This window comes from Flammeovirga sp. SubArs3 (assembly GCF_947387565.1).
GTDB lineage: Bacteria > Bacteroidota > Bacteroidia > Cytophagales > Flammeovirgaceae > Flammeovirga > Flammeovirga agarivorans.
In genome coordinates this window covers 83,519-95,270 of record NZ_CANDOA010000005.1, presented here as the reverse complement: position 1 = coordinate 95,270, position 11,752 = coordinate 83,519, and the positions used below count along the sequence as shown (strand labels likewise).

The 11,752-nt window shown below is 36.6% G+C and carries 10 protein-coding genes; all 10 read right to left on the bottom strand.

From position 1 onward, the window contains the following. Positions 1 to 122: 122 nt before the first annotated feature. On the bottom strand, positions 123 to 1,730 hold the full coding sequence (locus QL232_RS15585; protein WP_281614783.1) for an alpha-L-fucosidase: 1,608 nt from the start codon (positions 1,728 to 1,730) through the stop codon (positions 123 to 125). A gap of 221 nt (positions 1,731 to 1,951) precedes the next feature. Continuing rightward, positions 1,952 to 2,959 (bottom strand): sugar kinase, encoded by a 1,008-nt coding sequence (locus QL232_RS15580; protein WP_281614782.1) that lies wholly within the window; start codon positions 2,957 to 2,959, stop codon positions 1,952 to 1,954. Between the two features lie 146 nt (positions 2,960 to 3,105). Beyond that, on the bottom strand, positions 3,106 to 4,548 hold the full coding sequence (locus tag QL232_RS15575) for a tagaturonate reductase (protein WP_281614781.1): 1,443 nt from the start codon (positions 4,546 to 4,548) through the stop codon (positions 3,106 to 3,108). A 40-nt stretch (positions 4,549 to 4,588) separates the two neighbouring features. Then, positions 4,589 to 6,241, bottom strand: a complete 1,653-nt coding sequence (locus tag QL232_RS15570; protein ID WP_281614780.1) for an altronate dehydratase family protein — start codon at positions 6,239 to 6,241, stop codon at positions 4,589 to 4,591. A gap of 52 nt (positions 6,242 to 6,293) precedes the next feature. Beyond that, complete coding sequence (locus QL232_RS15565) at positions 6,294 to 6,986, bottom strand: bifunctional 4-hydroxy-2-oxoglutarate aldolase/2-dehydro-3-deoxy-phosphogluconate aldolase (protein WP_281614779.1); 693 nt, start codon at positions 6,984 to 6,986, stop codon at positions 6,294 to 6,296. A gap of 8 nt (positions 6,987 to 6,994) precedes the next feature. Beyond that, positions 6,995 to 7,423 carry an L-rhamnose mutarotase gene (locus tag QL232_RS15560; protein ID WP_281614778.1) on the bottom strand — a complete coding sequence of 143 codons (429 nt, stop codon included), beginning with the start codon at positions 7,421 to 7,423 and terminating at the stop codon, positions 6,995 to 6,997. Positions 7,424 to 7,426: 3 nt separating this feature from the next. Beyond that, positions 7,427 to 8,785, bottom strand: a complete 1,359-nt coding sequence (gene fucP / locus QL232_RS15555; RefSeq protein ID WP_281614777.1) for an L-fucose:H+ symporter permease — start codon at positions 8,783 to 8,785, stop codon at positions 7,427 to 7,429. Between the two features lie 35 nt (positions 8,786 to 8,820). After that, positions 8,821 to 9,852 carry a zinc-binding alcohol dehydrogenase family protein gene (locus QL232_RS15550; protein ID WP_168884043.1) on the bottom strand — a complete coding sequence of 344 codons (1,032 nt, stop codon included), beginning with the start codon at positions 9,850 to 9,852 and terminating at the stop codon, positions 8,821 to 8,823. Between the two features lie 8 nt (positions 9,853 to 9,860). Then, positions 9,861 to 10,811, bottom strand: coding sequence for an aldo/keto reductase (locus QL232_RS15545; protein WP_281614776.1), 951 nt, complete (start codon positions 10,809 to 10,811; stop codon positions 9,861 to 9,863). 11 nt (positions 10,812 to 10,822) lie between these two features. Next, on the bottom strand, positions 10,823 to 11,671 hold the full coding sequence (locus QL232_RS15540; RefSeq protein WP_281614775.1) for an amidohydrolase family protein: 849 nt from the start codon (positions 11,669 to 11,671) through the stop codon (positions 10,823 to 10,825). Between the last annotated feature and the right edge of the window lie 81 nt (positions 11,672 to 11,752).

Sequence of the window (11,752 nt, the reverse complement as noted above, 5' to 3'; positions counted from 1 at the left end):
AAAAGATAGATAAAAAAGAGGCAACATTAGTCCAATACGGACTATTGTTGCCTCTATGTTTATCAGAATGTTTGTGTCAGTTTAATTTGCTCTACTTATATAAATTAATTACAAATTATCCATTACAATGCTTGCTCTAAATCTCCTCCAATGTCCGTTTCTTTATAACCTTCACATTGAATTTTAAATGCGTGTGCATATTTTGTTGGGAAAGAAGATGGTCTCTTGATTACCACTCCTAAATCTGTACGCTCCCATTTTAAAGGTTCATCACTACCTACTAATTGAATTTTTTCAATTGCATTGTTTAAGATACCGAACCTTGTACTTAGCGTCTCGATCACTATATCACCTGAAGGTGTATCCATCACAAAAGCATAAAACTCATTGTTGTTTTTCTTTGTGAAACGAATATCATTGGCTTTATATACAATTTTCTTTCTTTCAATCTTGTGACCTCCGGCAGGAATTCTTGTTGGACCTTCACCGAAAATCGTCCATGGACGAGTACCATAGATTGCCTCACCATTTACTTCTAACCATTGTCCCATATCTGTTAATAGGTTTTCCATTTCAGGAGGGATTGTACCGTCTGGGTTTGGAGGAACATTTAACAACATATTTCCATTTTTAGAAACTATGTCAATAAGTATATCTACCAATTCATTAGTATCTACAAACTTTGCATTCGATCTATAAAACCAAGTACCTGGAGATGTATCTGTTACCCACGCATCCTCTTTTGGTTGGTTAGGACGGCCTCTTTCATAATCTCTAATGGCTGTTGGTTCAGGGAAAGTTGTTTCCTTAAACATCACTACCACTTCCTTGTTCCATTCTTTTCCTTTGTTGTAATAATAAGACAAGAATTTTTGCCTGTACTTTTCGTCCATATTTTCCAACCACCAGTCGAACCAAATGATATCTGGCTGATAATCGTCAATGTATTCTTTTAGCTTAGCCCACCATTCATCATGATATTCTTTAGTGGGCATATTGCTATCATATCCATGAGGAGTAGTATATAAATCATAGTCCTCTGGTGAAATTCCTCCATATTCATGAGCAGGAATAAAATACTTCCAAGTAAAAGCATGGTGGAAAGAAGCGATAAACTTCATCCCTCTTTTCTCTACAGAATTCTTCAACTCTTTAGAAATATCTACACCTCCATAATTCACCGAATTCCATCTTGTCATTTTACTATCCCACATGGCAAAGTTATCGTGGTGGATTGCGACAGGTCCGGCAAATTTTGCTCCTGATTTCTCAAAAAGTTCAGCCCATTTCTCTGCATCAAATCCAGTGGGTTTAAAGTTTTCGATGAGGTATTTATAACCAAAGTCTTTTGGGTCTCCAAACTGCTCTACATGATGTAAATAATTCGAAGTTGGACTGTGATCAGGAGTTCCATCTTTCTTCTTAGGATACTCTCCCGTTTTCCAATTAGGCAATCCATTTTTACCATACATGAGCATGCCATGCCAGCCACCAAGATATTCGTTTTTATCCATATTCACGAAGGCTCCTGAAACAGGTCCCCAGTGAGTATAAATGCCAAATTTTGCGTCTTTGTACCACTCAGGTGATTTGTTCGCTTTAGCTAAAGATTCCCAGTCTTCCGTATATGTTTCCTCTTCTTGGTTAATTGTCTGTTGGCTAGTTATTGTCTGCTGACAAGAAAATAAACCACAGATAATTGAAAAGGATAATGTCTTTAATAATCTCATACTTTTTAGAATAAAATAATCATGAAGTGAAGGTAAGAAAGGCCTTTTCAATGCTTGTAGAATAAATTATTTAAAAGTAGCCCTATAAAAAACACCCCCTTATATTCAATAAATATGTAGCTGCTAACATCAAAAAGCAGCCAAAAAAGAAAAAGGATCATTTACAGTAATGGTAATCTTAACCATCCTATAAATGACCCTTTTTTATGAGACCTTCATGGTTACCTTTCCACCTTTGATCCATTATCCGAAGTGATCATTTGTACCACTTCTTCTTTTGTGATGGCATTAAAGTCACCATCAATTCCATGTTTTAAAGCAGAAGCTGCAGTTGCAAAATCAATACAACTTTGTAAGTTCCCTTCGTATTCATGCAGACCATAAATCACGCCTGCCATAAACGCATCTCCGCCTCCAATTCGATCTACGATATGTGTCAGCTGATATTGTTTACTACGGTATACTTTTTTACCATCGTAGAGTACACCCTGCCATGTGTGATGGTTGGCTGAAATTACTCCTCGAGAAGAGAAAACGACCACTTTACAATGAGGATATTTGTTCATCATATCTTGTCCAGATAATGCAAAATCCAAATCACTTACTTCTTCTTTTAAAAGATCAACATCTGGATGTATTCCTGACATCACATGACATTTTTCCATTAGTTCCGGCATTACTTCTTCATGGCTTTTACCCCATTGCCAAAGCTTTGAACGGTAATTGTAATCCATGGATATGCTTAGCCCTTTTTCATAGGCTTTTTCAATGGCCACTTTCGTTAAAAGCGCTGCATTTTTGGAAACGGCAGGAGTAATACCACTCCAATGAAACCAAGTAGCATCTTGGAATATATCATCCCAATCAAAGGTATCTATTGCAAGCTGAGAGAAGCCACTAAAAGCTCGATCATAAATCACTTTACCTCCTCTTTGCATTGAAGCCGCTTCAGTGAAATAAATACCTAACCTGTCATTATTCCTGATGACATGGGTCGTATTTACATCATAACGTTTTAAATAATTCAGTGCTTCCTTACCTATCTCATGTGAGGGTAAAACGGTAGCCATACTTACGTTTAAGCCAAAATTACCCAATGATGCAGCGACATTAAGTTCAGCACCACCAAAAAAAGATTCATACTCATTGGATTGGCCAAACCTTTTGTTTCGAATAGGTGAAAGTCTCATCAATACCTCACCTAATGTTATTATTTTATGTTCTTTCATTTCAATATAAAGACTATAATGTCAGCATTAATCAAGAAGAAAGCTACTTGAAAGTACTCCTCTTAAGTAACTCTAACTATTTCTTATACAGAAAAAATAAGGGAACCTTCCGACTCCCTTAATTTTCATCACACATCATCAACTAACTAAGCATATAATTCTTCCGTTAATATTGCTTGAATACCTTCATTATCAATCACTCTCAAGTAGTGAGTAACACCTTCATGCAATTGAGCAATCGCATTCAAATCTTGCTCCCATAGTTTAGAGTAAGACAATACCTTTTTCACTACCTTGTCCAAGTTACTGTAGTTTGAAGCATACTCTTCCCAAGCCTTGCTTAATAACTCTTTTACATCCGCATTATCTTGTGGTTCAAAAGCAACGCCATTATTCGGATCGTATAATTTGATCAAAGCAGCTAAGGCCATTACTAAATGCTTAGGCACTCTTCCTTTTTGATCATAATATCCTAATAAAGAAGGTAGTACCCTTGTTTTAAACTTAGGGAATGAGTTTAAAGAGATACTTTTTAAGTAGTGTTTGATAAATGGATTTCTAAAACGATCCAATACATCATCCTTAAACTCTAGAATTCCTTCTGCAGGTGGTAATGATGGAATAATCTCTTCAGAAATTGCCTTGTCGATAAACTGACATACTTGTTCATTTTCAAGATTTTCTCTTACCGTTTCGATACCAGCTAATAATCCTACAGGAACCATAAGTGTATGAGCTCCATTAAGAATTCTTACTTTTCTTTCTCTGTAAGGTGCTTGGTTATCTGTCACTACTATATTCAATCCCGCTTTTTCAAAAGGCAATTGCTCTTTAATTTTCTGATCACCTTCTAAAACAAATAAGTGAAATTGCTCACCTTCAACTACTAGTTTATCCTCAAATCCAATACTTTTCTGGATCTCCGCAATTCTATCTTTAGGATAACCCGGTACAATTCTATCTACCAAAGTATTATAGAAAGTACAGGCTTCATTTAACCAATCTGTAAATGTATCCGCCAGGTTCCAATCCTTTGCATATTGAAGAATAATTTCCTTTAACTTTTCGCCATTCTTATCGATCAATTCGCAAGGTAGGATTACTAAACCTTTGTCTTTATCTCCATTAAAATGTACAAAACGATGATGAAGAAATGCCGTTAGTTTACCAGGGAAACTATCTTGCACTTGATTTAACAAGTCTCCTTCTTTATAAGATATACCCGCTTCTGTTGTATTAGAAAATACAAACTCTAACGTTTCAATTTCAGACAATTGAATAAACGCCTGATAATCCTCATAAGGGTTATTTACTTCTTGGATACAATCCACCAACATTCTTTTGTTGATCAATTTACCTTTTTCAATACCATTTAATAATAAATGATATAACCCATCTTGAGCCTTCAACATTTCTCCTAACCCTTGAGCAATAGGCTGTACAACAGCTACTCCAGCATTAAAGTCAGCTTTTTCATTCATCTCATGGATCATCCAATTGATAAATGCTCTCAAGAAATTTCCTTCTCCAAATTGGAGAACTTTAATTGGGCGTTCGTTTACGTTGGTAGTTGTTCTATTAAGTTCCATAAGTAATAGAAATTTATATTCGAGGTTTAGTTAGATTATATTATAGTGAGATTCCTCTCTTCCAAGGAATAAAATCATCATGACGCATTCTCATTGAGTTCGTCTCTTCTTTTCCACTAGCTACTGCTAATAAGTACTCTAGCATTGTGGCAGCTCTGATAGCAATTGTATCTTCACCTGTAATTACAGAACCTGTATTGAAATCAATAATATCTTTCATACGTTCTGCCAAAATGGAATTAGAAGACACCTTAACAACAGGAGTAATAGGATTTCCTGTTGGGGTACCCAACCCTGTACTGAATGTGATTAAGGTCGCTCCAGAACCCGCTAAAGCGGTCGTTGATTCTACATCATTACCTGGAGTGCAAAGTAGATTAAGACCCGGTTTTGTTACCTGTTCTGTATAATCCAATACTTCTACAATTGGAGAAGACCCCCCTTTTTTGGCTGCTCCCGCAGATTTCATTGCATCAGTAATTAATCCGTCTTTGATATTCCCTGGAGAAGGGTTGGCATCAAACCCAGAACCTACGGCTTCAGCCCTTTGCTTGTAGATTGCCATTAAGTCCACAAATCTTTGTGCATCTTTTTCTTCAACACAACGGTCTGTTAGGCTTTGTTCGACACCATTTAGCTCGGGAAATTCTGCTAATATTGGAGATGCTCCTAAAGCAACCAACATGTCCGATACATATCCTATTACAGGATTCGCAGAGATGCCTGAGAATCCATCAGATCCTCCACATTCCAAGCCCAACCTTAAGGCTGAAATTGGTGCTGGCTGACGTTCTACTTTATTGGCCTCTACAAGGCCTGCCATGGTATATTTTACAATATTGGAGATGAAATCAGATTCTGCTCCACTCTTTTGTTGTTCGACGTAGAATACAGGCTTATCAAACTTAGAGTTAACCTTTTTGATTGCATCTTGAAGAATATCTACCTGTGCATTCTGACAACCTAAACTAAGAAAAGTAGCTCCCGCAACATTTGGATTATTTAAGTACCCTGCCAATAGCTGACATAATGTGTCAGAATCTTGACGAATACCTCCACAACCTCCATCATGAAGAAGGAATTTGATACCATCAACATTTTTGAAGACACGGTTCTTCTTTTGTTCAGATAAAGGAATGACGATATCATCGTTTAAGATGGCATTTCCTTCAGAACCATTTTCTATTTTTTGTAATAGGCTATCAATGTCTAGGTCATAATCACGCCCTTTTGAATAGCCTAATTTATCTTCCAAGATTTCTTTAGCTGCTAAGACATTTCTATTTTCACAGAAAACCAATGGAACAACTAACCACATATTTTGTGTACCGATTTGTCCATCATTTCTATGATACCCCATAAATGTTCTGTTTTCAAAAGCAGATACATCGGGTTTAGTCCATGATGTTCTTCTATCTCTTACCACCACATCACTTGCAGCATGCTTTACGTTATCCACTGTAAGCGCTTCTCCTTTCTTGATAGGTTGAGTTACTTTTCCAACCAAAACACCATACATGATCACTTCATCACCCACCTCAAAATCTTTCAATGCAAATTTGAATTTACTTTTTACCGGACTTGTTGTTGTGATCTTTTGACCTTCAAATTCAATATTTTCAGCGATTTCTAAATCTTTTAGTGCGACCATTACATTGTCTGTCGGGTGCACCATTAGTACTTTATTCATCATCTTGAGTTCTTTATTTCTTCGTGAAGTTTTTCAAAAAATAGATAGGATCTACTTACACTGTTATGCCCAAAGTCATACCTCTATAATCAGAGACAAATTCCATAAGTGACTTTAGACGTACATAGGTAGCTTCCAGATCGTAAGTGCTATCATCATTTTTAACAATAAGTTTGTCTCCAATTCCTACACAACTTACACCTACATCCAACCAACTTTTAATATTTTCTACCGTTGGGGAAACACCTCCTGTTGGCATCACTTCTGTCCATGGCATTGGTGCTTTAACTCCCTTAATAAAGCTCTTAGCATCAAAACTATTGGCAGGAAAAATTTTCACTACTTCTGCTCCACATTCATGGGCATTTGATATTTCTGATACTGTTGTACACCCCGGAAACCAAGCAATTTTTCTTCGATTGCAAATCTTGGCAATGGCAGGGTTAAAAAGTGGAGAAACGATAAAGTCAGCACCATTCTGAATAAATATTCCTGCTGTAATTTCATCGACAATTGATCCAATACCCAAAGCTAATTCAGGATAATTTTTCCTCACTACTTTTACCAATTGTGAGAAAATCTGATCGGCTTGTTCTCCCCTATTGGTAAATTCAAAAACCCTGATTCCTGCTTTATAAGCTGTATCGATAATCGTTAGAGTAGTTTCAATATCACCGTTGTAAAAAACGGGAACGATCACCGTAGTTTTCATCTTAGAAACTACATCTATTCTTGAAAATTTTGCCATGGTTATCTTTATTCTGCTATTGAAGCAGGAGTATCCTTTACTATTTTAGAAACTTCTTTTACTTGTCCGTCTATTGGAGTGTAATCTTCTTTTTGCTCTAACTCATAGATGCGTTCCATCAACTCCCATTTTCCATCGGCATCTGTGTTTTCATCTGCTTCTTGGAATCGGGAAACAAACTTTTCCCACTCAGACTGCCTTGGCTTGGTCGCCAACACTTTCATTTGTTCTTCATGATCAAAATCCGCTACTGTATCCATGATCATAAATAACTGGGTGCTATGAATATAAATTTCCATATCGAGGATACCTACCTCTTTCATCCCTTCAGTAATTTCCTTCCATGCATAACCTTTCGCATGAACTTTTTTATATTCTTCAATCAGCGTTGGATTATCCGAAAGAGAAAGTGTTTTACAATATCTTTTAAATTGCATGTCTTATTTTTTTGTAGAGATAAACCTTCTATAACCAAAGATTGAAATGAAGCAGAAGCATACTAACGGTAGTAAAAATGAGATGTTTACTGATGGATGTCCCATCACCTCTCCCATATCTACAATAGCTCCCTGAATTGGTGGCATAAGTGCACCACCTACAATGGCCATTACTAAACCTGCAGCACCGAATTCTGTATCATTATCCAAACCTTCTAGTGCTATTCCATAAATTGTTGGGAACATTAGCGACATAAATAGTGATGTTCCAATCAAGGCATACAAACCAATATCACCTCCAACAAAGATCGTTACACACATTAAGGCTACTCCACCAAAAGCGAAAATGGAAAGTAAAAGTGCTGCAGAGACAAATCTCATCATAAATGTTGCTACAAATCGACCCGTTAGGAACAATACCATAGCTATAATATTGAAAGACTGAGCTTCTGCTTTTGAGTAACCAAGATTCTCCGCATACTGGATGATAAATGTCCAACACATAATTTGTGCACCTACATAAAATATCTGAGCGATGACGCCTTCTTTATATGTAGCATTATCTAATAATCTATTGATGGTTGCTTTTAAGCTAAAGTTATCCTCTCTTTTCTTTTCGGAAGGAATTTTGGTTACTGCGATAACTATCCCAATGATCAGTACCACTAAACCTAACATTACATAGGGGTCTCTAATCACCATCAAATCATGTGATCTTATAATCGCCTGCTCTGCTTCTGGTAAAGTCGCAAATAATGATTTCCCTTCTGCTGATTTCTCGGCAGATTGTAGCTTAGATAAGATAAACTGCTGTGCTACAAACATCCCTGTAAGTGATCCAATTGGATTAAATGCCTGAGCCAAGTTTAATCTTTGTGTAGATGTCGACTTAGACCCTAGTGATAAGATGAGAGGATTAGCTGTAGTTTCTAAAAACGCTAAACCAAAAGTAAGGATGTAGTAAGAAGCCAAAAAGAAACCAAACATCTGAAATTGTGCTGCTGGAATAAACAAAAGCGTTCCTGTAGCGTACAATCCCATTCCAATCAGAATCACCGATTTATACGAATATTTCTTTATTAAAATAGCCGCTGGAAGTGCCATTGTAAAGTACCCTCCATAAAAAGCAAACTGAACAAATGATGCTTTAAAGTTCGAAATGTCCATCACTGTTTTAAAAGCCGAAACCATCGGATTTGTGATATCATTGGCAAATCCCCATAAAGCAAAAAGGCTGGTGATCAAGACAAAAGGTACTAAGTATTTTTTCTCTACTACCTTTTCTTCTTTGGTATTGGGAGCAGGCTTTTCTACCTGCTCCTCTTTATTTAAATCAATATTATTTATTGTGATTTCACTCATGTCATTTATTGTAGAGATAAGATAATCCTATCGGTTTATGATAAAGTCAACATTGCTTTGATAACTCCAGTTTCTGGTTTTAACCAACTGTCAAAGTGGTTAGCGATATCGGTAAATAAGACCTTGTGAGTGATCCATGGTGTAGTATCAATTTGATTTTTCTCTATCATTTCAATGATTTGATCAAAATCTGCTGGTAATGAATTTCTACTTGCCATTAACGTTAATTCTTTTTTATGGAAATAGGGATCGTGGAAAGAGAAATCTCCAGGGAATAAGCCAACAAATACTATCCTACCAGCCGATGCGGTATACTGTAAGGTATTCGCCATTGAATGTTTGTTACCCGTCGCATCAATAACGACAGTTGGTAAATTACCATCAAACTGAGCTCTAATTCTTTTTTCCGTTTCAGCAACCTCCTGATGTACCTCAACTGTACCGTCTACCTGAATATTTCTATTACAGAAATCTAAACGGTCTTGGTTAATATCCATCATCACTGTTTTTGCTCCTGCTGCCATCGCAAACTGACATGCACCCATACCAATAGGGCCGGCACCAATAACAACTACGGTATCTTCTGCAGTTACTTTTGCTCTATTCACCGCATGACAACCAATACTCAATGTCTCCACCAATGCAAGTTGATCATAACTTAAAGATTTTGAAGCATGAAGGTATTTAGCAGGGATTTTAAAATATTCTCTCATCCCTCCGTCTTCATGTACTCCAAATACAGAAATATTTTCTCCGCAATTCGTAAAACCTCTTTCTACAGCATGGTCTTCTGTTTTGTTGAAGTACGGTTCTACAGAACACTTATCACCAACAACAACATTATCCACATCTTCAGCTATATCAATGACTTCAACACCCAATTCGTGACCTAAAATTCTAGGGTAAGTAAAGAACGGTTGCTTGCCCGTATAGGCATGTAAATCTGTTCCACAAATACCCACTCTATGTACTTTTACTAGAGCCTCTCCGCTATTTAAAGTTTCTTGAGGTGATTCCATTTCACTGACCTCAAAAGACCCTGGTTTGTTTAGAATTATTGTTTTCATTTCATTAATTAGTTAAAGATACAGTCTGTGATTTTGTTGAATATTTCTTCCGACAAGCCACCTTGTTTCCAATAGTCAACTGTTGTTTTTATTTGTTCTGTTTTTCTAGCTCCAATTACAATTCGGTCTGCTTCAATTGTAGACATCAAATAACGTAGTGACATACACGCTAAATCGACTCCATATTGATCAGCAATCGCTTTTACTTTTATAGCCACATCAACGTCTCTATTTGAGATCCATTCGTTATTAGGTCTTTCTTCACAAAGTCTTTCAAATCGACTACCTAATAATCCCATGTGTAAGGCCGAAGCAGCATAATAGCGTATATCGTTTTTCTGGAAATAAGGAATGTCTTTTTCAAATGCAGACATATTACAAGCGTCCATTTTCATAAACCCTGAAACTACTTCGAACAGTCCTGACTCAAAGAATGGGTAGAACTCTGGCACTGGGTTTCCTCCCACACCAATTTTCTTTGCATACCCTTTTTCTTTAATAAGCGACAATGTCTCAAGGATATCATCTTTTTGATCATAAGGAAGTAAGTGAGGCTCATGTAAAAACAATACATCTACAGCATCCACACCTATCCTTTCTAAGCTTGTTTCCATGCTTTTTAACATGGTCTCTCTTGAATAATCTAAATGAAATTCATCTGCCTTTTCAGCAAAAAGTCTCCCAATTTTCGTACTGATAAATGGTTTTTCTCCCTTCCACTGCTTTAAAGCCTTACCTAAAAACTCTTCTGCTCTATTGTACGATGGAGCAGTATCCATTGATAAGATATCATTTTCTAAAGCATATAGAATTAGATCTACAGATTCATTTTCATCTACTGGTCCCCAAACACCACCAAGGCCTGAAGTTCCTAGTACCATTCTCGTTCCATGTGAAAATGATGGATGGTCTTTATAGACATCTGCCAGAAAAGTTGGCTTAGTTAAAGTATTGATCATTATATTTTTAGTTAAATAACGTCTACTGATTTATTGATAAGTCCATAGAATTTGGCAGCATTACCGCCTAGAACTTTCTCTTTATCTTCTTCATTAGTGAAGTAACTTTCAACCACTTGCATTACTTCTGTATACTCACCTGCTAGTTTACATACAGGCCAATCCGAACCAATCATCACACGACCTACACCAAAGGCATCTACTACTATTTCAATATATTGATGCAATTGTTCTACTGTCCAACTGTTCCAATCTGCCTCTGTAACTATTCCGGATAGCTTACATTGAACATTGCTATAAGAAGCGATCTTATGCATATCGTCTGCCCAATTCTCAAACTTCCCATCTTTAATTTCTGGTTTAGCAATATGATCAATCACAAAAGGTTGATTTGGGAATTTTTCTACTAATTCAACAGCATAAGGTAAATGCTTAGGAAAGATCAAAATATCGTATGTTAAGCCAAACTCCTCTAAACAGGCGATACCTTTTAGAAACTCTGCTCTTAACATAAACTGATCATCTTCTTCATCTTGTAAGACATGTCTTACTCCTTTAAATCCCGAGAACTGAGAGAAATAATTTAAACGTTCTCTTACATTATGATGACTTAGATTGACCCACCCAATAACTCCTAAAATAAATGGATTTGTACTCGCTTCCGAAAGAAGAAACTGTGTCTCTTTTTCTGTCTGACTTGCCTGTACTGCTACGCAACCTTCGTACCCTGCCTTTGACATTTCTTGCCATAAATCTTGAGGTAGAAAATCTTGTTTTAATACCGACATGGAATCGTCAATCCATGAATGTTCCGTAGGAGAATACTTCCATAAATGATGGTGTGCATCTATCTTTTTCATAAGTACATCAGAGTAATATTAGACACAATTTCCCTTAAAAGATATTGTGTTCGCTTATCGTTTATTGTGATGTTACAAATG

Excerpts from the sequence above, each read along its gene's own strand:
- QL232_RS15585 (WP_281614783.1), bottom strand. The coding sequence starts at position 1,730 with ATGAGATTATTAAAGACATTATCCTTTTCAATTATCTGTGGTTTATTT.
- QL232_RS15580 (WP_281614782.1), bottom strand. The coding sequence starts at position 2,959 with ATGAAAGAACATAAAATAATAACATTAGGTGAGGTATTGATGAGACTT.
- QL232_RS15575 (WP_281614781.1), bottom strand. The coding sequence starts at position 4,548 with ATGGAACTTAATAGAACAACTACCAACGTAAACGAACGCCCAATTAAA.
- QL232_RS15570 (WP_281614780.1), bottom strand. The coding sequence starts at position 6,241 with ATGATGAATAAAGTACTAATGGTGCACCCGACAGACAATGTAATGGTC.
- QL232_RS15565 (WP_281614779.1), bottom strand. The coding sequence starts at position 6,986 with ATGGCAAAATTTTCAAGAATAGATGTAGTTTCTAAGATGAAAACTACG.
- QL232_RS15560 (WP_281614778.1), bottom strand. The coding sequence starts at position 7,423 with ATGCAATTTAAAAGATATTGTAAAACACTTTCTCTTTCGGATAATCCA.
- fucP (WP_281614777.1), bottom strand. The coding sequence starts at position 8,785 with ATGAGTGAAATCACAATAAATAATATTGATTTAAATAAAGAGGAGCAG.
- QL232_RS15550 (WP_168884043.1), bottom strand. The coding sequence starts at position 9,852 with ATGAAAACAATAATTCTAAACAAACCAGGGTCTTTTGAGGTCAGTGAA.
- QL232_RS15545 (WP_281614776.1), bottom strand. The coding sequence starts at position 10,811 with ATGATCAATACTTTAACTAAGCCAACTTTTCTGGCAGATGTCTATAAA.
- QL232_RS15540 (WP_281614775.1), bottom strand. The coding sequence starts at position 11,671 with ATGAAAAAGATAGATGCACACCATCATTTATGGAAGTATTCTCCTACG.